Source organism: Paenibacillus sp. B-A-8, from assembly GCF_048572915.1.
GTDB lineage: Bacteria > Bacillota > Bacilli > Paenibacillales > Paenibacillaceae > Paenibacillus_AQ.
Genome location: NZ_CP183882.1, coordinates 5866507 through 5890031, shown reverse-complemented (window position 1 = coordinate 5890031; position 23525 = coordinate 5866507). Strand labels below are relative to the sequence as shown.

Sequence of the window (23525 nt, the reverse complement as noted above, 5' to 3'; positions counted from 1 at the left end):
ATGTGAAAAGAGGGACAATTATGGAAAGTTGTTTATTTATTCATGGCTTTACCGGAGGTGAGCATGAAATCTCTCCCTTGTCCCAGTTTATGGAGCAGCATAATTACCGTTCCAGAACATTTACCCTGAAAGGGCATGGAGGGAGCAGGAATGATCTTCTGCATTCAGATCGACATGATTGGCAGCAGAGTGCTGAAGATGAATTGACAGAGCTGCTAAAGACGGATGAGGGCGTTCATCTGATCGGATTTTCAACCGGTGCGCTTATTGCTTCTCATCTTTCTGTACGGTATAAACCCTGGATCAAATCTCTTACTTTATTGTCCACTCCCGTATTTCCGCTCAATCCCGTGGAGATCCTTAAGACGCTTGCGAGCTTTTCCATGCTAAAAACGTATATTAATAAATTCACTTCAACGCCCCCAAAGGCGACGAGAGAGTTTCAACGACTGGTCCGAGAGAGTTTTTCAATCTATCCGCATATTGAGACTCCAACTCTAATTGTGCAGGGAAAACGAGATCATCTGGTGAAGACTAGAAGCGCAGACTATTTGCAGCATACAATCCCTACCACTCAAAAACAGGTACTGATGGTGGATAACAGTGGTCATATGGTTTGTCATTGTGAAGATAAGGACCGGATCATGAACGAAGTACTACATTTTATACAAAGTGTGGGAAGCTGAGCATAAAACATGAATAATTAATCCTAAAGAGCCCCGATTAAGGAGGCTCTTTTTCTTGTGAAATTTAAATTTTTATAGCTTGACAACGTATTCACAATCATGGTAATTTTTAGTTGGGAAACCGGTTTCCCTAAAATTATTTGTTTTTTGTGTTAAAGACGTTAAAAACATTAGAGACATCACTGGGCGGGCTTGGTTTTAATCAAGGTTGTAGGTTTTAGAGTGTTATGAATACGCTTTAATAAGAGAGGGAGATGCACGCAATGAAACGTAGGTTATGGTATGTACCCGTTCTAATTACATCTATTCTTCTTTCTACCGTGATTAACTTGTTTGTCTTAACACCGCAAAAGGCTGAAGCGGCCAGCATCGGCACAATTAATGAGAATGACACGATTTATCAGATTATGGTTGACCGATTTAATGATGGAGACACTTCCAACAATGCTACTGGTGCGGCAATTCGCTATGGAGAAAACTCTGAGGAAGATTTCCGTTATATGAAAGGCGGAGACTGGCAGGGGATTATCGACAAGCTATCATATATTAAAAATATGGGTTATACCGCGATCTGGATTTCCCCAGTGGCTGAGCCACAGATGACTAATCGGGAAAACAACGGTACCGGTAAAAATACAGCCTATCACGGATACAACGTTAAGAACCCTAACGCTGCCAATCCGTACTTCGGTACTAAGGAGAAGCTGAAGGAGCTTGTGGATTCCGCACATGCACTTGGCATCAAAGTAGTAATTGACGTTGTGCCAAACCACGTAGGCGATTATATGCTTGGTACCCAAGCCTATTATGATATCCCATCATTGCAGCCGGTAGCTCCGTTCAATAATCCAGCATGGTACCACCATAATGGAGATATTAACTGGTCTCTAGCGGATGGGAGATATGATCAGTGGGCACAGGATTACTTAGAGAATCATGATTTGGGCGGGTTAGATGACATTGATTTCGATGTTCCTGCGGCTAAGCAGGCGATATTCGATTCAATCAAAGGCTGGTTTGATTATACGGGCGCTGACGGTGCGCGTGTGGATGCTGCCAAGCTGATGAAGCCAACAGATATTGGTGAACTACAAAATTATCTGGGTGTTAATACCTTTGGCGAGAATTTCGACGGAAATGCTGAATTTGTTTCACGTTGGGTTGGAAACAACAAGGAATGGGGCATGCTCGATTTCCCAATGTTCTTCTCCGTGCTTAACAGCTTTGCTTATGGACAGTCTTTTGAGTCCAATATCAAAAGCACCTTGGCACAGGATTCCTACTACAACGGGAATGCCAATCACATGGTAACCTTTATCGACAATCATGACCGCAATCGTTTTCTAACGGAAGCTGGTGGAAGCGTTGATAAGCTGCAGAATGCTTTAACCTTTATTTTTACAGTTCGTGGAACACCGGTTGTCTTCCAAGGAACAGAGCAGAACAAAGGCAATGGCAACAGTCAGATTATGACGGGTGGTATTGCTGATACTTGGAACCGCTGGTCTATGGTGAAACGGGATGCAAGCGGAAACGTGATTGAGAACTATTTTAATGAAAATGCCAGCACCTACAAGCACGTAGCCAAACTTAATGAGATTCGTAAAAATAACCCAGCACTACGTACAGGTACACAACGTGAAATGTGGGCTGCACAGAACTTATATGCCTTCTCACGCCGCATCGACACTGGAACGAATCAAGGCCAAGAAGCAATCTCCGTATTCAGTAATCAATCAAACGGTGCGCAAACAGTAACTATTCCATTGCGCGCTGAGAGCTCATTAACCGTAGGTACAGTTTTATATAACCAATTGAATACTGCAGATACAGTGACTGTACAATCAGGCGGAGTAACTGGAAAGCAAATTACTGTAACTGTAGGTGCCAATTCAGCCAAAATCTATGCGAAACAACAACAACCATCAGAAACAGTTCCTCCAACTACTCCAACCAACGTAACCGCAACGGTTCAGAATGCATCTAGCGCTTTGATCAGCTGGACAGCTTCTACCGATAATGTGGGCGTAACTGGATATGAAGTTTATCGTAACGGTGTCAAGGTAGGCACAACGGCAACTACTTCCTATACGGATAATGGTTTATCCGCTAGCACTACCTATAACTACACGGTAAAAGCATTTGATGCCGCAGGCAATCTATCTCTTCTTAGTGCGATTGCGTCTATTACAACACCGGCAGGGAATAGTGTCACGATTTACTATAAGCAAGGTTATACCTCGCCTTATATTCATTATCGCCCAGTAGGAGGTACATGGACGACATCTCCGGGTGTGGCTATACCTGTATCTGATGTAGCCGGATACAACAAAATAACGATTAATATCGGCTCCGCCAGCCAGCTTGAAGCATGCTTTAACAACGGCAGTGGCACATGGGACAGTAACGGGGGCAGCAACTATCTATTCGGTACAGGAACCTGGACTTATACGCCGACTGGAAGTATCACGTCGGGTGGACCAGTAACGCCAACACCAACGCCAACACCAACACCGACACCAACACCAACGCCAACACCAACACCAACACCAACGGTAACACCGACACCAACACCAACACCAACGCCGACACCAACGGTAACACCAACACCAACAGTGACACCAACGCCGACACCGACAGTCACTCCAACGCCAACGGCAACACCGACTGGTAACACCGCAACGATCTATTATAAGAATACGGCATATAGCAGCTCGTACATTCATTACAAGCTAGATGGAGCGACAGTCTGGACGACGGCACCTGGTGAACAGCTTCAAGCTTCTTCTTTCCCAGGATACAAGTCGATCACAATTCAGCTAGGCACTGCAGCCGGGCTGACCGCAGCCTTTAATAATGGCAGTGGTACATGGGATAACAATGGCAGCAGTAATTATCATTTTGCTGCTGGAACCTGGAGTCTGGTGAACGGAAGTATCAGCGCAGGGGAACCTCAAGCAGACAGTGTGACGTTCCGTGTAAATGTTCCAGCGTCTACTCCGGCGAGCGGACCTGTGTACCTCACCGGTACCTTCAACAGCTGGAATGCGGCGGATCCAGCTTATCAACTGACCAAAGGTAGTGATGGGGTATACTCCATCACGCTGAGCTTGCCAGCAGGAACAGCGGTGCAATATAAGTTTACGCGGGGCGCTTGGACTAATGTGGAGGTAAACTCGAACGGCTCGGACATTTCCAACCGAGCACTTACTCCTGCAGGCGGCGCACAAACAGTGAATCTAACCGTGCAGCGTTGGAAAGATCTATAAGCTGCTAGTCAACTGAATCATAATACCTTTCACAAGCTAAGGAGCGGCCCCTCACGGGAGCCGCTCCTTAGTAAGCAGATGAAGCTCTTTCATTGCAAATAGTGCAATAGAATCTCTCTATTAGAACTGGAAGAATGAATCTACTGTACTATGTGCAATAAAATTCAGGTGGATCGCTGTTTTTAGACGATTTACTGAGAGTTGACTGCACATAGTGCAATAGAATTGAATCTGATCCGTTTTACAACGAATTCTATTGCATCAAATGCAATCAACCCTATTCAAGTCCCATTAAATTCAATTGTATTGCATTAAGTTCCGGTGATTCGGTCTCGAACGAGTTTAATCCATCGATTCATTCTCTCTAAGCAGAATAATTACGAAGTACCTCCAGAGAATTTGATTCTCATCGTTGATTCACGAGGGATTAGTTCTGGCTCTAGTAGCGAATGCTTGTGGGGCATATCATTGCTCCGAATGCGCTCCATCAGCAGCTGGCCTGAAGATACACCCAGCTTGAACGTATCAATATTAAGGGAAGTTAAAGGAGGTGTTGTATAACGGGAGAGCGGATATTCATCGAAAGCGGCGATGCCGAGTTCTGATGGAACATCAATTCCGAGTGCTTTTGCGGCTTGAAGCACCCCAAAGGCTACATAGCTGTTCATACACACTACAGAGTCTGGCCGTTCCTCACGCTGCAGAAGCTCAAGCGCAGCATGATAGCTGTCATGTTCATCAGCCTTGCAGTTGATGATCCATTTCTGGTGAACGGTAAGGTCTGTCTGCTGTAACGCTCTTAAGTATCCACCTAGGCGATGGGTATAAATTTTTTCCTGCTGCTGTCCGCCTATGAAGGCTATTTTTGAATAACCCTGTTCTACGAGATGCTCCGTCAGCATGCTGCCGCCTGCTTCATTATCAAAATCAACCCAGCTTCCGGGGGCTATAATCTCTCCAATGGAGATGTAAGGAAACTCCAGTCGATTCAGTTCTTCAGATAGTGCTTCTGTCAGTACAGAATTGTTGGCAATAATTCCGTCGACACGTTTACTAAACACAAGCCTATTTAGAAAATGGCCTTCTGGACTGCTATGTTGCACGTTGGAAATGGTCAGCTCGTATTTTAAAGGTGCAATTACGCTCTCGATTCCACCAATAATGTTGTAAAAAAATTGGTTTAGAAACTCACTTTCTTTAGACATATCGACCAGTAGGCCAATATTGTAGCTGCTTTGTCTGGCTAATCCAGTAGCGATACTGCTAGGTGTGTAGTTCATTTGCTTCATAATCTCTCGTACCTTGTGTTTCGTTTCCTGTGATATTTTCGGGGAATCATTTAGTACTTTAGATACAGTCGATTTGGCCACATTGGCTGCTTTGGCAATATCAGAGATTGTTACTTTCATCGTCGTCCCTCATAACTTGAAAACGGTATTTGTAACCATAATAACACAAATTTAGCAGTCTCTCTAATGATGAATGAACCGATAGATAGAACGATAAAAGTATAGAAGGAGTTTATAAGTTATGCCTCAATCATGGTTTATATATCATACAAGTGAAGATCCATTTGCCTACCCTGTAGGTACAGGGACCCTTAAGCTCAGACTATTTACGCAAGCTGGACAGCAATTATCCTGTACCGTAATCCACTCGGATCGTTATGATTCTCCGGGACAAGAAGTTCCTTTGCAGATGGAGCGGATTGGGTCGGCTGGTATTTATGATATTCATGAAGCAATAATTCACACTAGCACTAGAAGATGCAGATATCTATTTCATATAGCGAATGCAGCAGGGCAGTATGTTTGGTATGGAGAGAGGGTGGCGTCGGAGAATCGGGAGCGTGCAGGCTCTTTTCAATATGCATACCTTCACCGTTCTGAGGCTTTGAAGTTACCTTCATGGAGTAAGGATGCGGTGACCTATCAAATTTATCCTAATAGCTATAATGGTGGAACTCTAAAGGGCATTTCGGACAAAATACCCTATCTGCAGCAACTTGGTGTAAATACTATTTACATGACGCCTGTATTTGAGTCTCCTTCAGAGCATAAATATAACACCTCTGACTACTATAAAATCGACCCTGCATTTGGGGATACAGACGGATTAAAGGCGCTGGTCAGTGAGGCGCATCGTCATGGAATTAAGGTCATTCTAGATGCTGTGTTTAATCACTCGGGAGATCAATTTTTTGCTTTTAAGGATGTAATGGAAAAAGGCGAGCAGTCCCTGTATAAAGACTGGTTCTTTATTCGTTCCTATCCAGTTGTACAGACGCCCGCACCGAATTATGAGACATTCGCCAAAGCTGAAGCGCATATGCCAAAGCTGAATATGGATCATCCCGAGACGGCTGATTATATGATTAATGTTGCTAAGTATTGGATTCGTGAAACAGAGATCGACGGCTGGCGTTTAGATGTAGCGAACGAGGTCAACCCGGCTTTTTGGTCTCGCTTCCGGCAAGAGCTCAAGTCTGAATATCCTGAAATCCTACTCATCGGAGAGATCATGCATGCTTCTGGGCCTTGGCTTAGAGGAGATCAATTTGATGGTGGCATGAATTATGTTCTTCGGGATGCCGTGCTTGAATTTTTTGCAGAGCAGACAACGGGGCCAGATCGCTTTATGGAGCAATTACTCCATCAGGAGGCGTTGTATAATGACCAGGCGAATTCAGCTATGTTTCAGTTGCTTGGCAGTCATGATACACTTCGCTTTCTTACAGCATGTAAGGAAGGGGGACGTGGCTGGGATCGGGTGGGTACCGCAATTCAACGAATGAGGTTGGCAGTTTTTTTTCAGATGACCTATATCGGTATTCCGATGATCTATTATGGGGATGAGGTTGGAATGGAAGGAGCTACGGACCCTCACTGTAGAAAAGCTATGGTATGGCAAGAGCAAACTCAGGATACAGCGCTTTTGAAATGGTATCAAGAACTGATTTTTTTAAGAAAAAGCTGTGATATTCTAAGAAGAGGCACGTTCCGTCCTTGGTTCACAGATGAAGTTCGTAATGTCCTCGGTTATATCCGGGGTGTGGGTCAAGAGAAAATAGGGTTAATTATCAATAATTCTCCAAATGCGTTTGAGCTTGAGCTTAGTGCATATCGTTCGGATAAAAATGTGTTAACTGATCTATTGTCAGGAGCTACTTTTAAAAATACTAACAAGCTTACAGTGAGCATTGAACCGTTTGGCTGTTTAATGTTGTATTAAAATAGTATAAGGCCTCTTCCAAAGAAGGGGCCTTATTGTTCATTAAGAAACGGATGTCACCTCAAAAGGATGTCGAAGCCGTTTCTATATAAAAATATAAGAAAGTATAAGCTTCACGCTATACATTATCCTTATATTTCTCGAATAACGCCTACCGTCCTTTAGGGACGCTGAAGGCGTTATTCCTTGTGTGTGGCACTTTTTTTATTTTTGTTCTTTAGGTCTCTATACTCCTGATTTTCCCATTGTTTTAACAACGGAAAAGGGTCAAAAGCCCATTCAGTAATCCCACGGTCACGGTAGATACCAAAATGTAGATGTGGCGGGAATTTCCCTTGTGTTCCTGGATTACCGTAGCCTGAGCTGCCTACCCAGCCAATGATTTCCCCCGGTGAGACAATATCTCCACGTGAAATGGATTTGTTGTATCCGGATAAGTGAGCGTAATAATGGTAACGATTTTCGATATCGCGAATTCCAATTCGCCAGCCACCATAGCGGTTCCAGCCTTTAGTTTCCACTAAGCCAAAGCAGGTGCTGCGTACCGGCATGCCTTGTGGTGCAAAGAGGTCAGTCCCCTCGTGGATGCGTGCTCCCCCCCAGCTTCTTCCAGTTCCCCAAGTGCTACGGTAAGAATAGGAATTACTTAAGGGAAGCGGAAAAGCATTACCTGACAGGTCAAGCCGCCCAAAATGCTCATAGAGCTTGGCGAACTGAGCTATGCGCTGAGAGGCACGGCCATTGTGATAATACTCCCAAATACCGATACTGAAATCACTAGCTGAATCACCATATTTCTGTAAGTGTTTAGCCATACTATAAAGAACATCAGCATCATTCTTTGGATCAGCGATTCCGTCTCCTGAGCCATCACGTCCAAAGCCGTTAAAGAAGGTAATGGATTCCGGGGAAGTATCCTCTTGATCCGGGTTGAGTGGGCCGGACCATACGGGTGCTGGAATCATGATTCCTGTAAGACGGTTAGTGACGGGCTTGTCCGAGGACCCTTTTTTGGCGATGGTGCGTTCATATTGATCAATGGCGGCGAATCTAAACCAAGGAATTCCAGTGGCTGCACTCATTTGATCATAAATCCCTCTACGTGCAGTCCAGATGGATTCCTTGCTAGCATTAACGGGATCGCCGCTGCTTTCCACCGGTTGGACTGTAGCCTGTACTGCAGCTGCCGGAACGGGAAGGCCTAAACCACCCCAAAGGATAGCGGCCGCGGACAGACACAACATCGTTCTCCGGTTATTAGTATTCTTAAATAGGGCCAGCAAGATAACAGCCTCCTTTTGTCCGGGCGTAGAATTGAATGTAGGCACTTCGGATAAAGCTTTTATTATAGATTGAAGCAAAAAGCTACTTTTTATCCGTTCTTGTCTAAAGGTACCAGTAAATACTCTGCCGGAATCGAAGTTGATATGCCCTGCATATTTCACAAAAACAGGCAATTGTAAAGCGCACATGGTATAATATGAGGCAGCATCTTTCATCTGCAGCATCACATTCAGGAGGAAGCGGGGTTTATTATTTTGACGAACAAAACAGCAAAGCAGCCTAAGCCGGATTGGATTAGAATCAAGCTAACTACCGGTGATAACTATCAGGAAATCAAGAGCATGATGCGTTCTAAAACTTTACATACCGTATGTGAAGAAGCTAGATGTCCGAACATTTATGAATGCTGGGCCAATCGAACGGCTACCTTTATGATTCTTGGTGATATATGTACTCGCGCATGCCGTTTCTGCGCTGTGAATACAGGGCTGCCGACAGAGCTGGACCTTCAGGAGCCTGAACGTGTAGCAGAAGCTGCAGAGGGAATGAACCTTCGCCATTGCGTGGTGACCAGTGTAGCCCGTGATGATCTTGCGGATGGTGGCGCCCAGATTTTTGCTGAAACGGTAGCGGCAATTCGTAAACGCCTTCCGTTATGTAGTGTTGAAGTATTGATTCCAGATTTCCTGGGAGAACGAAATAGTCTAGAGATTGTCATGAACAGTAATCCAGACATTCTTAACCATAATATTGAGACGGTGGAACGGATGTCAGACCGTGTGCGGGCTAAAGCGAAGTATCGCCGTTCGTTGGAACTACTGCGTAGAGCCAAGGAAATGAAGCCGGACATTCCTACCAAATCAAGCATTATGCTTGGAGTCGGTGAAGAGTGGGATGAAATTTTACAAGCAATGGATGATTTACGAGCCGTAAATTGTGATATATTGACTTTAGGACAATACTTACAGCCTTCTCCAAAGCATTTAAATGTGGAGAAATATTATCCACCGGAGGAATTCGCACTGCTCAAGGAAGAGGGGCTAAAGCGTGGCTTCAGCCATGTGGAATCAGCCCCGCTTGTTCGCAGCTCTTATCGTGCGCATGAGCAGGTAAAATCTGCCGCTCAAGCTCGTGAGGAACGCGCAGTTTCTTCTAGTTAATTTTTTTGAAATAGTGACAAAGTCACAAAAAGGTTATTAAGAAGAGGGTTGAAGGAGCGATAGCGTTCTGAAACACTCAGCCCATAGGTTACACATAAAAAAACGTTGATTTGAGTCATTGGAGAGAAATGTTGGAGCTGCAGGAGCGTTAGCGTTTGCCTGAAAGCTTTCCGAAGGAAAGCTAGCATCGTAAGCATACACTGTTGATTTATTTCAACCGCTGATGCGGTTCAAATAAAAGAAATTAATCAACAACAGCGACCGAAAGCCCAATATTTCTCGGAAATGACGGCATAATCAACGAAAATACTTTCCTTCGAAAGGCAGGCGGCAAAAAGTTTGATCGTTATAGGCGGAAAAGGCTACGAACTTATGTTAGATCATAAGGATGGTTGGAATCCGGAGGCGTTTCGCGGAAGATATAGCGAAGTGCTGGAAAGATACGACTATATTATTGGTGACTGGGGTTACAGTCAGCTGCGCTTGAAAGGCTTTTACCGAGATAACCACCCTAAGGTGAATCGGGATACAGCGATTTCTGGCATGGTCGATTATATTAATGAATATTGCAATTTTGGCTGCGCATATTTTGTGTTGCATAAATTAAAAGAGGTACCACAAGAAGGCATGTTCAAGGATATTCTAATCAAAGAAATACCAGAACCGAGTGAGGAAGAAGATTCGGAGCTAGAAGCCGAGGATCATGATGGAGCGGTTATAGATAAAGAGTTCTCCTCCAAAGAAACGTCATCTAAGCCAGGTTCGAATTCATCTGCTGCATTTAAAGAGATGACTTCTGCTAAGGAAAGACCTTTAAGAGAACATCAAAGCCGAAATCACCGGGGTAAAGATTCGCAGGGGAAGAAGTCCAAAAAGGAATTTCAAAGCAGACCACCACAAGGTCAATCTCAAAAGCCGCAAAACACACAAAACACACAAAACACACAGAAGTCTCAAAATAACCAAAATGCACAAAACGTAGAGAATTCAGAATCTTAAAGATGAAAGCTGACCATAAGTAGAGAACTTCTACGAGTGAGACAGCTTTTTTCTAAATATAGGGATAACGTATAAGTTTCCACTATACATTATCCTTTTATTTCTCGCATAAACGACTACCGTCCATTGGGACGCCGAAGGCGTTTTTTGCTTTTTTGAAATGGATATTGTACAACAATAAAGGCAGCAACCCTCCATCTCTGGAGAATTGCTGCCTTTTCATATCGTTATGGATTATTTTACAGATAATTTCAATTGCTTCTGTGTAGCATTGTAACTCCACACGAGTGCGGGGAACTTCTTCTTAAAGGCATTTAATTCAATGTAGGTCTCACCATTCTGGGATAGCGCCTCTTTGGAGGAAATCGTAAAGCCAGTGGAATTGCCTGCTCCGCTCTTTACGATGACCTTTTTATTCTTGGCATCCCATGTGACCTCACCCTCGATAAGTGCAGCCAGCACAAGCGAAGAAGCATAAGTTTTATCGCCCTGCTTCACAAGACCGACATTACCAGCAAAAGGAACGCCATTGATATTTAAGATGTGATGATCTCCGGTGACTTCTAAAGTCTTCATTCCAGCAATCTGCAGGGCGGTAATCAGCTGTGCGGTTTTGCCTTTAACCTCAATATCCGGTGTAAGACCGATATGATTAAAGTCTTCTTTCTTAGGGGTCAGATATTTCTGCGTGGTTAATTTCAGCATGTCGCCATTAGACACCTTAATTAGGCTTTGAATACGCGCTTTGCCGTAAGAGCGAGTGCCTACGACAGTTGCCAGCTTGTTGTCACGCAGGGCCCCAGTAAGAGCTTCAGATGCACTTGCAGTATATTCGTTGGTTAGAATTACGACGGGTACACCGATTTTGCTGCCACTAGTAATCGTTACAGGAGTTAATGCGCCACTTTGATCAGAGGTATACATCATAATGCCTTTATCCATAAAGCTAGAGGCAATGTTGTATGCCGAATCCATATAGCCACCCAAGTTATCACGTAAATCTAACACCATGGATTTCATTCCTGCTGCACGCATCTTCTTCAGCATAGCAGCGAATTCTTCATCAGAATTCTGGGTGAAACCACTGAGCGAAATATAAGCAATCTTCGGTCCAATGAGGGTTCCAAAAACGGAAGTCGAATTTAATTCATTTCGGGTGACAACATAATTTTTAGAGACGCCATTTCTGAGAATCAATAAGGTGACCTTGGTGCCTGCGGCTCCACTGAGTTCGGTATCATCCGTTTCGTCAACGGGGATTCCGTTAATTTTGAGAATCGTATCTCCGCGTTTCAAGCCTGCCTTTTCTGCAGGAGAACCTGGAGAAATTTCTTCAATGTAGAGCTCTGTCGGCGTATATTGTAATTTAACACCGATGCCAACGTATTCGAGATCAACCGCATGTTCAAATTGCGCCGCTTCCTCGGAATTGAAGTATTGGCTGTATGGATCGTCCAGTGTGTTCACCATGCCGTCAATGGCTCCGCGAATCAAAGTATTCTTATCTACATCTGAAAGGTTATAGTTCTCTAATAGCTTCATTACTTCATTAATAAGATCACTGTTGTCTGTAGAAGCTTGAACGGCATCTGCAGCAGAGGCTACAGGAGCAAATGTAATAGATAAAGCCAGACAGCTGGTTAACAGTGCGCTTATTACTTTTTTCGATTTCATGGAATCAAACACCCTTTTTATTAGGATTTCACAAGTTTATTGTAGACGTTATATGTGTTATCGATTGTCCATACACCGGTATCCGACTTGGATAGAATGTAGATAAGGCCCTGCTCATAAGTCTCCTCTTCACTAGCTTCCTTGTCTTTGCTTTCTACATATATCGCTGCTTCTTTGGCACTGTAAAAATAGACATTTGAAATGCCTGGAGTATAGGTAATATCGTACGAAGTGAAGAAATCATCCAAATCTGCCTTGAGAGAAGAATCATATTCTTCACCATATGAAGTCATCGTGGAAAGAACTGCTGTAAGATTCTCTTCGTTCATTGCTTGATAATACTTGGTAATAGTTCCTTTAATAGCATCGGCATCATTTTGAGGGATGTTGGCTGCTGTTTTTAGGGCTTGTTCACGAGTAAGGAGAATGGTCGAGCTTTGGGATTCCACGGATGATATCTTCCAGCTTCCATTCTTGCGGACCAGGGTATATACGTATTCATCCTCTGTATCTGGAGTATAAGCCCCACCTGTTCTGCGAGAACTTTCAAGCGTATACACAGTGGCTTCGTCAGCTTTAAGGTCGAGGATTTCCAAACTATCAATAGTATTCTTTATGTCAAAAGCTTTAAAAGATTCATTGAGCTCTGCCACTGATTCCGCGTAAGAGGAATCCGAATCTATAAGGGAGTAGTAGCTAGTCGCTTTTTCTTCATTAAAATACTGATTAGATAAACGGATTAATGCTGTAATGGCTGCTTCGTCCTTATCTTTGGAGACAGGAGTAGTAATCTGTACACTTCTACTGGTGGAATTCCAGACGGCTGTGCCTCCTGTTGCCTCAGCGATAAAACGCAAAGGGATGTATGTAGTGCCAGCTGATGAGACTGGTGCGGTCGTTAATTTTTTAACGGTTCCGTTAACAGTTGCGCGGTTGCTGCCAATCTTGAGGGTAATTGCAAGATTTGAACTTTTACCTGTTACGGTTCCAGTCTTGGCATCCCAGAGAACTTGAAGTCCAAGCTTCTCAAAGACGACCCGGAAAGGTACGAGTACAGAATTGTTCGCTAAGTATGGAGATCCAGCGGTGAAGGAAACCTTACTCCCGTTAATATACACGTCAATCGGTTTTGAAGCTGCAAAAGCCGGGACCGCTAGTATAAGGGCCAGTAGACTTATGCTAAAGAGGGATAATAATCTTTTCAACAGTACTCTCTCCTTTTATGTAACTCTTTGTAAAATAGCCTCATTATACCATTTGACTTCTCTCTCTGTCTATCAAATGGTGTTAGTTTTGTCACACAAAAGAGCCGGAGATACGGATATCTCCAGCCACAAAAAAATGTTAAATTCTTAAACCAAAAAGGCTTCACGGACACGGTTCCAGAATGGGAAAGGACGGTACCTGGCGAAACTGACTTTCTTGTCCGATACTTGGCAGCGTACTGAAATCAGGTCGTCTACCGGGATATTGTTATGATCTATCGTCAGTAGTAAACGCTGATCTTTACATGAAAGAATATCGCAATGATGATGCTTCGGCAGAAGCAATGGCGATCCCATTGTTCGGAATACACGGTTGTTAATGGAGGCGATTTCGGCAATCTGCAGCGCCTCTATAGATGGGTGAACCATGGCTCCCCCAAGGCTTTTGTTATAGGCCGTGCTACCAGAGGGAGTTGAAATACATAGTCCATCACCTCGGAACATTTCGAAGGTGACATCATTGATGTCAACTTGAATCATTATAGTTCCATCCACCCCTTTAAGGGTAAATTCATTTAGGGCTATGTGGGACGAAGAACCGGATTTCTTGTGAATTTCCAGCTCAAGTAACGGATATTTTACGATTCGGGGTTTCTGTGGCTCAGAATCCTCGGTTCCGCACATATAGTCGATTAAGGTGGGCAGCTCTTCCGCTTGCCAGTCCGCATAGAAGCCTAAGTGCCCTGTGTGGACACCTACGAAGGCTAAATTGGGAACTTGATCGATAAAAGTATGAAAAGCGTGCAGCATTGTGCCGTCTCCGCCAATAGAGATGACGATTTCGGGAGACTCGGCATCCAGTTGCAGGTCCCGCTCCGCCGCCAGCTTGTGAAACTGCTCGGCAAGTTTGATTGATAGTTCATCACCGCGGTCCAGAACATAATATCTCAAGATGTACAGGCTCCTTTTGTATATTTCAGTCATACACCGATCATAATCAATCTTGACCCGGAACACAATATGTTAATCAACTTCGCCGTATCCAACGAATCATTGCAGTGAAAGCTGGGAGAAGCAGGGAGACTAAAATCGCAGCACTTAATAAAAGGCTCAGCAGAGCGATGCTTGCAGTGATCCCCGTGGCAGAAGGTGTAAAGGCAATAGAGGCAGGCAATGATACCCATGCAGTAGACAGCCCTGTGTCCATTACAGGGTTCCAGAGCAGCAATACGAGTCCTGATGCGAGGAAGGCGTGAATTAGACGTGCAGTCATAAATGGCAGATACCGAATTCCGGTGCCATTCAGGATACTGGCTACCTGGGCATGTACAGATAAACCGCCCCAAGAGAGGATGAAAGCAGCTGCGGCAACCTTGAACTGAAGCGGGATGGAAGAAGCAGCTTCACCCGCAGAACGGGCACCGATAGTAACTTCGAAGAATCCGCTGATCAGAGCCTGGGCCAGTTCGGGGGGACCACCCACAAGGGAAATAAGATGTCCGGTCAAGCTAAAGAGTGAGGATAGAATTCCTGCGCGGGCAAGCAGTTCCATTAGTACATTGAAGAATACAACCAAACCACCTACGACAATAATAAGCTTTAGTGAGGACTGGATGGCACCTCTTAATAGCTCCCCGAAGCTTCGCCCATCTTTGCGCCGAGCTTCCTCCATGGCAAGTAGTGCTGCATGGATTCTTCCAAAACCTTTTTTGGATGGAGCAGAGGGGGCGGCAGAACTAGTTGTGGATGGGTCTTGAGATGGGGATCTCTGTTCTTTGCGTCCATGGAACGACATTAGCAAGCCAACAATCAAACCGCTCCCGTAGTGGGCGAGAGCTAGGATGAGCCCCAATGATGCATCTCGAAAAAATCCGACGGACACTGCACCCAACAGAAAGATTGGATCGGATGAGGTTGTGAAAGCGACTAATCTTTCCCCTTCCACTCTGCTAATCAGATTCTGTTCCCGCAGCTTAGCGGTTAATTTAGCGCCAACAGGATATCCTGATACATATCCCATTGCAGCGACAAACCCACCGCTACCTGGTATACCAAAAAGAGGACGCATCAACGGATCAAGCAAAGCGCCAAAGAGATGAACAATCCCTAAGCCCAGCATGATTTCGGAAATGACGAAGAATGGAAATAGGGAGGGGAATAACACATCCCACCAAATGGCCAAGCCACGTAAGGCTGCGCCAAGGGACGCCTCCGGATGAAACAGCATTAGCAGCATACAGCCCGCCAATGTTAATCCCAGCAGTGGGCCGCCAATCTTTTTTAAAGTCATAATTAACGCCTCCTGATCTATGGTTAGATGTATGCGAAAAGAAGGACAAACAGCACAAAAAAAATAAAGGAAGCGGTTACATAAATCTGTGCTTTTTCGCTTGAGTTATGATATTATGTAAATAAGGAATGCACCCTCTGTTACAAGAATAAATGGGATGGAGTGATGGCGATGAGCGTTGTAGCCGGAGTTCTCGTTTGTGCTTTTGTATATGTGATCCGGGTCTCTCTCGTCCCTGCAGGTGATGAAGAATTTCGGACCTACTGACAATAATCTCCAGACGCTAAACTAAAGTTTAGCGTCTTTTTTCTGCCGTTTAGGGGCACTTTCGACGGATATCCGGGCAGTGCTTTTTTTTGGTATAATAAATTAAGAAACGTTTCATTAATATGGAAGAAAGCTGGTAACCTCAATGAATCCAAATGAGAGTATATATGAGAACTTAGGGGGAGCTGAGGCATTACATCGTTTGGTGGAAGTGTTCTACGCCAAAGTACAGCTTCATCCGCAGCTGGGTCCGTTATTTCCCGAAGACATTTCTCCTGTTCTGGAGAAGCAGTATCAATTCCTAACACAGTTTTTTGGCGGTGGCCCACTGTATTCAGAATTATATGGACATCCCATGATGAGAGCAAGGCATATGCATATTCCCATTACTCCAGAACGTGCTGAAGAATGGCTGCAGTGCATGAAAGAGGCGCTTGTGGAGACTGGTGTAGAAGAGCCGCTGCGTTCCTTCGTGCTTAGTCGCCTTGCGGGTCCCGCACATCATTTTGTTAACATGCCCCAGGAATAATAAGGGACAGGTTGATCCTGAAAGGAATGAGAGTACTTGCCAGACTTAATACCCCTATATTCTATTAAGGTCAAATGTTGCAATTGTGAACATGAATTCTCAACCTCTCGCGTACGTCCTAGTCTGAAAAAGGCTATTCGCCGCGATGCTGATTTTTGTGCATATTACAAAAACGAGAATCCCGATTATTATGTTGTACGCGTCTGCCCGAGTTGCGGGTTTGCCTCTACAGAAAATTCAGCGGACAAGCTGACGGAGTTGCAGCGAAAGGCATTTAATGAACAGGTAGGAAAACGCTGGAAGAGCCGTGACTTTGGGGATAAACGAAGCTGGGAAGCTGCACTTGAGACCTATAAACTTGCACTTCTATGCGCTCAAAGCATTAACGATAAGGATCGGATTATTGCAAGTCTACTGCATCACATTGCTTGGTTGTATCGATATCAAGGGAATACAGAGCAAGAACAACGCTTTTTGCGTTATTCATTAGATGAATATGTGAAGGTGTATGAAAAAGATGGAATAGGCGGTAATGATGCCCGGCTCATGTATCTGATTGGTGAGCTTAATCGGCGCATCGGAGAGTTCTCTGTGGCTGTAATGTGGTTCTCCCGTCTGATTAATGATCAGAAGATTATGGATGCTGCGATGATTCGGGCTGCCAGAGAGCAGTGGGTTGTGCTAAGAGAACAAATGCGCGGTGAAGCCGTAGATGTTGATGCCGATGGATTGCCTTCAGGTTCTTAAAGTTTACGAACAACAAAAAGCGCAGAAGAGAGTAATGCTCTCGTCTGCGCTTTATAAAAATGTTAATATTGGAATTCAGATGACCTTTTATTTATCGAACTGCCCGATCGAATAGGAGGTAATCTCCGTCGTTATCTACAACTGTGGGGCTGGCGCTGCAACATGGGAAGACAAGCAGTTTTTTCTTGCCGTCACGAACGATTTGCAATTCTTTTGGCTTCATAGGAAGAAGGACATTCTCCGAGTTGCAAAAAGGGCAGTACTGCACATACATATCGCCTAAAATAATGTCATAAGGCCAGGTATGACTAAAGGGAATCATTGTGAATCCTTCCCGGAAGGAGACTCTTCATTTCCATCCTCAGCTTGCGGTGAATTCTGCTTTTTGGATAGCTCAGCTATTTTTTGTAGCAAAATATGTTGGGGCATATGCATCAAGTGTTCCAGTGGAACGCCTAGTTGCTTGGATAACGTAATGGCTGTTTCCGGTGAAATTTGTAGTGGCTTCATATGGATGCCCTCCTAAAGTTTATCGGCTATGAATGTTCCGGTATCGTTATTCACTTTACCATGGTGTTAAGTCAATTACAAAGAAAACCAAATGAGAGCAAAGGAATGGTGAGTACAGATGAAACAACCATTATCACTGACTTGGGAACTTGATTCCATATTTCCTGGAGGATCGTCGTCTTCTGAGTTAGAAAGCTTTTTAAAGAATCTTGAGCAAGATATTGCAGCCTTACAGGGTCTGGTGAAGAATGCTGTAGCTCCAACGGATGTTGAGTCTACCAAGGCGCTGGACGAGGTTATAGAACTACTTCAGAGCTGTTCAGGAAGACTAGTGGAGGTATCTTCCTTCGCAGACTGTCTGGGCGCTCAGAATCAAATGGACAAAGGTGCAGTAAGACTGGCGGCCCGAGTGACAAGTATGCGTGCTGGTTTCGAAGGCATCAGTTCACAATTCAGTAATGTGCTTCGTCAGACTACGGACAAGGTATGGGCAGAATGGATGGCTCGTCCGGAGATTGCTCCTTTAACGTTCGTGCTGAGCGAGAGCCGTGATTTGGCCCGTGAAAAGATGAGCCCAGAGCTGGAAAGCTTAGCGCTGGAACTAGCTGTTGACGGATATCATGGATGGAGCGGGCACTATGATACGATTGTGAGCTCGATTAAAATCCCGTTTGAGGATGAAGAAGGAACCAAGCTACTCTCTGCAGGTCAAGCTTTTAACAAGCTGGATGATCCAGATCCGAAAGTACGTCAATCCATGTTCCGCAAATGGGAAGAAGCATGGACCGAAGCAGCAGATAACTGTGCGGATACCTTGAATCACTTAGCAGGCTTCCGTCTGAAGCTTTATAAAGGAAGAGGTTGGGAAGATATTCTGAAAGATCCGCTGAGCATCAATCGTATGTCACAAGATACTTTGAATTCGATGTGGGACGTGATTACGAATAGCAAGCCTGCACTCGTAGGCTATCTTCAGCGTAAAGCAAAGCTGCTTGGGCTGGATGCTCTCTCGTGGGTAGATGTCGAAGCACCTGTGGGCAAATCTTCAGGTAAAATCCCATATGATCAGGCTGCTAAAGATATCGTTACCCAGTTCCGCAAATTTAGTCCGAAGATGGCCGAGTTTGCAGAGCGTGCTTTTGATAACAACTGGATCGAGGTTGAGGATCGTCCGGGGAAACGTCCTGGAGGATTCTGTACATCCTTCCCTGAGAGCAAGGAATCACGGATATTCATGACCTATAGCGGCACAACTTCCAATGTTTCAACCTTGGCGCATGAGCTGGGACATGCTTATCATTCTTATTTGCTGGATGATCAACCTGTCTTTAATCAGAACTACGCTATGAACGTTGCAGAGACTGCTTCAACCTTCGCAGAGGTCATTGTGTCTGATGCTCAGGTTAAAGCCGCTAGCAATGCTGAAGAGAAGCTGGCGCTGCTTGAAACGAAGATTCAGAACAGCGTTGCTTTCTTTATGAACATTCACGCTCGGTTCTTGTTCGAGACTCGTTTTTATGAGAAACGTAAGGAAGGCCTTGTAAATGCTGAAGAGCTGTCTGAATTGATGGTGGAAGCACAGAAGGAAGCTTTCTGTGGGGTGCTTTCAGAATACCATCCTCATTTCTGGGCTTCTAAACTGCATTTTTATATCACGGATGTGCCGTTCTATAACTTCCCTTACACCGTAGGTTACATGTTCAGCACAGGCTTGTATCGACTGGCCCTGCAAGAAGGAGCTTCCTTTGCGGATAAATACGATAGCCTGCTGCAAGATACTGGTGTGATGACTTTAGAGAATCTGGTACTTAAGCATCTGGGTGTGGATCTGACGAAGCCGGACTTCTGGCAAGGTGCTACAGATCTGATTGTAGCTGACATTAATGAGTTCTTGGAAATGACGGAGCACTTAGTTTGAAAAAGTCTAAACTAAGACATATTTTACGGTAGAAAAAACAACAGAATTTCAGTATGAATACGCAAAAGCCCCTGATGCAGGGGCTTTTTTTAAGGGCAAAATGTCGAAAAAACACGGTTTATAAAAACTAATATACAATAATTCTATGGATTTCGCGCATCTATAGGGATAATAACCCAATTTTGCCGAATAATGTTGTTTACCTTTTATTAGTAACCTATAATGAGTCTTAAGCCTTATATAAGGCGAAACTAGAAAAATCACTCAGCTAGCTCACAAAACAGAGAAAACGCTTACAAAAACAGTTTTGTACGAAGTCAATTCGGATGAAACAAAGTCTCACAAAACTTTTAGGAGGAAAAGTATGCTTAAGACAGAACAGCTATCATTAGCAAGACAGATGGACATGGTATTTAAGGAGCTTCAGGAAGAATTATCAGGATTAACTTCTGGTACGGTATTTGTGCAAATACGAAATAACATGATTGGCAAATTCGGTATACGGCATAATCCTCTTTCTGGGCGGAGTGGGGGGTTCACTGATGTGAAAGAAGGGATGACAGATGGACAGCAATCTTCTTTTCGACTAATGGCGCTGGAAAGCCTGAAGTACAAGCGTCGTTGGACACATGGTGAGATTTCTTATGAATTTGCCATTAGACAGGGTATGGTGATTGTAGATGCTACGCTGGAGTCCAATTACAATATGGCCAACTTGATGATTCGTTCTCCTCGTAATGCCTACGCTGAAAGTTCCGAACAATTTTTTGGTTAAGCGTTATTTACATAAAATTTCAATAATTGTGAAAATCAAAAACCCTCCCACAGCTTCAGAAAGAAGTGTGAGAGGGCTCAAAAGCTACTCGGTTTTAGGCTTTTTTAATATGCCCTAGCCGGATAAAACACTTAAGATAACGTTGTTACTGACGACCGGACAGTTGTTGTTCTGCCAGTTGTACTAGACGTTTAGTGATGTAACCGCCCAGAGAACCAGTTTCGCGAGAAGTGTAGTTCCCGTAATAACCGTCAGCTGGGATCGTTACTCCAAGCTCCTGTGCTGCTTCATATTTCAACTGTTGCAATGCCGCAGTTGCTTGAGGAACGACCAGGTTATTGGAACGGCTGCTACGACCTTGACCTGCTTGACCCATGTGTGTCACCTCCTTCGCCCGTTGTGAAGATAGTATGAGCGCTAAGAGGTTAATTCATGCATTCCTTCGAAAGGTTTTAAGGCTGGTAATTATTAGTGAAATAAAAGTGAGGATAGGATAGAAATTCTTTGTTGCTAGGTATCATACAAAAAAATCGGTCTTTCCTTACGTAATCGCAAGGCAAGACCGATATAATGTATATCTGCTTTAAATCTCAGGATAAATCATTTCCAGCAAGGTGGTCAGATTCTGACTCTGTCCGGGTTCTATCGTTAAGAGGCCTGTGAAGGAAGCGTCATCGGATACATTCGGTGCATTTGCGAGCCATGTATAGGGTTCAATGCACAGAAATTGATCTGCTGGTCCTTTGGTATATAGCACCCAGTGACGGAATAGATTCTCGTCAGCGGTATAACGGAGGCCATAACCATCATCGCGTAATAATAGGGCTTCTACAGGCTGTTTTTCTCCAATGCGAAGAGCAGTATCAAAATTAGTTCCCTGCATGTTCATTCCGGTGTTCAAGGCTTCCAGATCACCAAGTGGAATTAGATTGCCGCTAGGGAGCAATTCATCGTTCAGTTCATAAATACTATTTACTGGGAGCTTAAGATTCCAGCGCTCAGGTTCTCCATCAATCATAAACCAGGTGTGATAACCGATCCCAAAAGGAATTCGATGATCTCCGAGATTTGTAACCTTTAAAGTTTGGGTAAATCGGGCTTCCTGAAGCCTAAATGTCATTTCGAATTTAAGTGGGATAGGGAATTGTTCCATCCAATGTGGATCATCTTCCGTTCGGAATTCAGTAGTGACCGCGCAACCATCTTCATCTTCTTCAATATCGCTGACACACCAGGCCTGAGTTCGGTGTAGACCATGAATATGATTGTCATTAGCGGTATTCTGGTCAAATTGATAACTTGTACCGTCGAACTGAAATTGGCCCTTACGAATTCTTCCGGGTGGAATTAATAGCGGCATGCCAAAATGGTAAGGTTTTTGCATAAAGAAAGCTTGATCGCTTTCATCAGGCCGCCGTAGAATTTCCCGTTGTTTCTTTACATCAAACAATGAAATCACGTTATTTCCTAGTCGCGGCAAAAGCGTGACTTCCAGTTCACGGCTGTGCAAAATATAAGTATCATAACCGCCCCACTGCCCTTTGGTCACCTGTTTCATGAGATATGCTCCTTTATCGTAACTGTAATCGAATAGAACATGGATAACCTTATCATAACAGATTTATACCGTAGTGGTTAAGTGATTTGACAACTTCTCTTTATGGTTCTATGATGAAGGCATTAATTCATGATGATAATGTGATGACGGGGATAAGTAGGCAGGTATTGTACCTTCAGAAAGCCGGTGGTTGATGCGAACCGGTAGGACACTCCTGATGAATGGACCCCTGAGCGCCGAGCTTGAACGGGAGCTAGATGCCCTAGTAGACCGGCCGGATCTTCTCCGTTAACGGAAGACGAAGGCTGTTTTCTTCTTGTCCTAACAAGATTAAGCAGCGAATAAGGGTGGCACCACGGTCTCACGTCCCTTGCGGATGAGGCTTTTTTTGCGTTCTCGGAAACTTAGAAATTACATCAAACGGAGGTCTCTATTATGAAAAAAGTAATGTCAGGCATTCAGCCGAGCGGTTCACTTACACTGGGGAACTATATAGGAGCACTGAAAAATTTTGTGAAGCTGCAAGATGATCATCAATGTTTCTTTATGGTTGTCGATATGCATGCGATCACTGTAGCTCAAGATCCAGCGGCGCTACGTGAGCAATCAGAGTCTGTAGCGGCTCTATTTATTGCAGCAGGAATTGATCCTGCACGTTCTAATGTTTATATGCAGTCGCATGTGCCGCAGCACGCTGAACTAGGCTGGATTATGACGACACTTACAGCGATGGGCGAGCTGGAGCGTATGACCCAGTTTAAAGATAAATCATCAGGTAAGGATTCTGTCGGCGCTGGTCTTTTCGTCTATCCTTCCCTGATGGCAGCAGATATTCTAGTTTATAATGCGGATCTTGTGCCGGTAGGAGAAGATCAGAAGCAGCATTTGGAGTTGACTCGTGATTTAGCTGGGCGCTTCAATAATCGTTTTGGCGAATTCTTTACCATTCCTGAGCCATACATCCCAGAGGTTGGCGCACGTATTATGTCTCTAGATGATGGCACCAAAAAAATGAGCAAGAGCAATCCAAACGCTGGAAGCTATATTGCTCTGTTAGATTCAGCGGACGTAATTCGTAAAAAAATCAGCCGTGCAACGACTGATTCTGGACGTGAAGTGATCTTTGATCCGGCTAATAAGCCAGAAATCAGTAATTTGATGAGTATTTATTCTGAGTGTTCTGGAATGACACTTCAGCAAATTGCCGATCGTTATGAAGGACAAATGTATGGCGGCTTTAAGAAGGATCTTGCTGAAGTGGTTGTATCCACGCTTGAGCCTTTACAACAAAGATATAATGAAATTCGTAGCTCGGGTGCGATCACAGATATTCTTGCTGAAGGAGCTGGTCGCGCACGTATTGTTGCAACAGAGACGCTGAATGGAGTTAAAGAGCGGATGGGATTTCTGCCAGCTCGTTAAT

20 protein-coding genes and 1 other annotated feature are annotated in these 23525 nt (G+C 44.3%); of the genes, 10 read left to right on the top strand and 10 right to left on the bottom strand.

Annotated elements, in window-relative coordinates; all coding sequences use genetic code 11:
- Nucleotides 1-20: 20 nt before the first annotated feature.
- Complete coding sequence (locus ACN6MV_RS26565; RefSeq protein ID WP_042130931.1) at nt 21-686, top strand: alpha/beta hydrolase; 666 nt, start codon at nt 21-23, stop codon at nt 684-686.
- Nucleotides 687-949: 263 nt separating this feature from the next.
- The gene (locus ACN6MV_RS26560) at nt 950-3955 is read left to right on the top strand and encodes a carbohydrate binding domain-containing protein (protein ID WP_419885216.1); all 3006 of its coding nucleotides are present in this window, start codon (nt 950-952) and stop codon (nt 3953-3955) included.
- A 377-nt stretch (nt 3956-4332) separates the two neighbouring features.
- On the opposite strand, the gene ACN6MV_RS26555 is transcribed toward ACN6MV_RS26560, so the two are convergent.
- Nucleotides 4333-5364 carry a LacI family DNA-binding transcriptional regulator gene (locus tag ACN6MV_RS26555; protein ID WP_042130929.1) on the bottom strand — a complete coding sequence of 344 codons (1032 nt, stop codon included), beginning with the start codon at nt 5362-5364 and terminating at the stop codon, nt 4333-4335.
- 121 nt (nt 5365-5485) lie between these two features.
- Between ACN6MV_RS26555 and ACN6MV_RS26550 the strand changes: the two genes are divergently transcribed.
- The gene (locus tag ACN6MV_RS26550) at nt 5486-7186 is read left to right on the top strand and encodes an alpha-glycosidase (protein ID WP_419885215.1); all 1701 of its coding nucleotides are present in this window, start codon (nt 5486-5488) and stop codon (nt 7184-7186) included.
- A 179-nt stretch (nt 7187-7365) separates the two neighbouring features.
- On the opposite strand, the gene ACN6MV_RS26545 is transcribed toward ACN6MV_RS26550, so the two are convergent.
- Nucleotides 7366-8430 carry a M23 family metallopeptidase gene (locus ACN6MV_RS26545; RefSeq protein ID WP_042132464.1) on the bottom strand — a complete coding sequence of 355 codons (1065 nt, stop codon included), beginning with the start codon at nt 8428-8430 and terminating at the stop codon, nt 7366-7368.
- A 294-nt stretch (nt 8431-8724) separates the two neighbouring features.
- Between ACN6MV_RS26545 and lipA the strand changes: the two genes are divergently transcribed.
- Both lipA and ACN6MV_RS26535 read left to right on the top strand, forming a co-directional pair.
- The gene (gene lipA / locus ACN6MV_RS26540) at nt 8725-9630 is read left to right on the top strand and encodes a lipoyl synthase (protein WP_076121202.1); all 906 of its coding nucleotides are present in this window, start codon (nt 8725-8727) and stop codon (nt 9628-9630) included.
- 339 nt (nt 9631-9969) lie between these two features.
- Nucleotides 9970-10629 (top strand): YutD family protein, encoded by a 660-nt coding sequence (locus tag ACN6MV_RS26535; RefSeq protein ID WP_375103957.1) that lies wholly within the window; start codon nt 9970-9972, stop codon nt 10627-10629.
- A 234-nt stretch (nt 10630-10863) separates the two neighbouring features.
- On the opposite strand, the gene ACN6MV_RS26530 is transcribed toward ACN6MV_RS26535, so the two are convergent.
- The 4 genes from ACN6MV_RS26530 to ylbJ all read right to left on the bottom strand — a co-directional run bounded on the left by ACN6MV_RS26530 (nt 10864) and on the right by ylbJ (nt 15798).
- Entirely contained in the window at nt 10864-12303 is a 1440-nt protein-coding gene (locus ACN6MV_RS26530) for a S41 family peptidase (protein WP_341115013.1), read from the bottom strand.
- A gap of 20 nt (nt 12304-12323) precedes the next feature.
- Nucleotides 12324-13508, bottom strand: coding sequence for a copper amine oxidase N-terminal domain-containing protein (locus ACN6MV_RS26525; RefSeq protein ID WP_419885214.1), 1185 nt, complete (start codon nt 13506-13508; stop codon nt 12324-12326).
- A gap of 147 nt (nt 13509-13655) precedes the next feature.
- On the bottom strand, nt 13656-14459 hold the full coding sequence (locus ACN6MV_RS26520; RefSeq protein ID WP_042130925.1) for an NAD kinase: 804 nt from the start codon (nt 14457-14459) through the stop codon (nt 13656-13658).
- 76 nt (nt 14460-14535) lie between these two features.
- Complete coding sequence (ylbJ, locus tag ACN6MV_RS26515) at nt 14536-15798, bottom strand: sporulation integral membrane protein YlbJ (protein ID WP_419885213.1); 1263 nt, start codon at nt 15796-15798, stop codon at nt 14536-14538.
- A 412-nt stretch (nt 15799-16210) separates the two neighbouring features.
- Here ylbJ and ACN6MV_RS26510 point away from each other — a divergent pair, with 412 nt between their 5' ends.
- Together ACN6MV_RS26510 and ACN6MV_RS26505 are read left to right on the top strand one after the other, a co-directional pair.
- Entirely contained in the window at nt 16211-16594 is a 384-nt protein-coding gene (locus ACN6MV_RS26510; RefSeq protein ID WP_419885212.1) for a globin, read from the top strand.
- Nucleotides 16595-16630: 36 nt separating this feature from the next.
- A complete protein-coding gene (locus tag ACN6MV_RS26505) occupies nt 16631-17341 on the top strand; it encodes a DUF2225 domain-containing protein (protein ID WP_339288034.1) in 711 nt (236 codons plus the stop codon).
- Nucleotides 17342-17432: 91 nt separating this feature from the next.
- Here the strand turns inward: ACN6MV_RS26505 and ACN6MV_RS26500 are convergent, their stop codons facing one another.
- Together ACN6MV_RS26500 and ACN6MV_RS26495 are read right to left on the bottom strand one after the other, a co-directional pair.
- Nucleotides 17433-17663 carry a hypothetical protein gene (locus tag ACN6MV_RS26500; protein ID WP_042130921.1) on the bottom strand — a complete coding sequence of 77 codons (231 nt, stop codon included), beginning with the start codon at nt 17661-17663 and terminating at the stop codon, nt 17433-17435.
- Complete coding sequence (locus ACN6MV_RS26495; protein ID WP_042130920.1) at nt 17660-17851, bottom strand: YycC family protein; 192 nt, start codon at nt 17849-17851, stop codon at nt 17660-17662. Before ACN6MV_RS26495 ends, ACN6MV_RS26500 begins: the two co-directional genes overlap by 4 nt.
- Nucleotides 17852-17969: 118 nt before the next feature.
- Between ACN6MV_RS26495 and ACN6MV_RS26490 the strand changes: the two genes are divergently transcribed.
- Nucleotides 17970-19769 (top strand): M3 family oligoendopeptidase, encoded by a 1800-nt coding sequence (locus tag ACN6MV_RS26490; protein ID WP_419885211.1) that lies wholly within the window; start codon nt 17970-17972, stop codon nt 19767-19769.
- 364 nt (nt 19770-20133) lie between these two features.
- Nucleotides 20134-20544: a hypothetical protein gene (locus ACN6MV_RS26485; RefSeq protein WP_042130918.1), complete on the top strand. Its 411-nt coding sequence runs from the start codon at nt 20134-20136 to the stop codon at nt 20542-20544.
- 145 nt (nt 20545-20689) lie between these two features.
- On the opposite strand, the gene ACN6MV_RS26480 is transcribed toward ACN6MV_RS26485, so the two are convergent.
- Nucleotides 20690-20920 (bottom strand): alpha/beta-type small acid-soluble spore protein, encoded by a 231-nt coding sequence (locus tag ACN6MV_RS26480; protein ID WP_042130917.1) that lies wholly within the window; start codon nt 20918-20920, stop codon nt 20690-20692.
- 207 nt (nt 20921-21127) lie between these two features.
- A complete protein-coding gene (locus ACN6MV_RS26475) occupies nt 21128-22102 on the bottom strand; it encodes an aldose 1-epimerase (protein ID WP_076119513.1) in 975 nt (324 codons plus the stop codon).
- Nucleotides 22103-22236: 134 nt separating this feature from the next.
- Nucleotides 22237-22476, top strand: a binding site (T-box leader).
- A gap of 61 nt (nt 22477-22537) precedes the next feature.
- On the opposite strand from ACN6MV_RS26475, the gene trpS reads away from it, so the two are divergent.
- Nucleotides 22538-23524 carry a tryptophan--tRNA ligase gene (gene trpS, locus ACN6MV_RS26470; protein WP_042130915.1) on the top strand — a complete coding sequence of 329 codons (987 nt, stop codon included), beginning with the start codon at nt 22538-22540 and terminating at the stop codon, nt 23522-23524.
- Nucleotide 23525 lies beyond the last annotated feature (1 nt).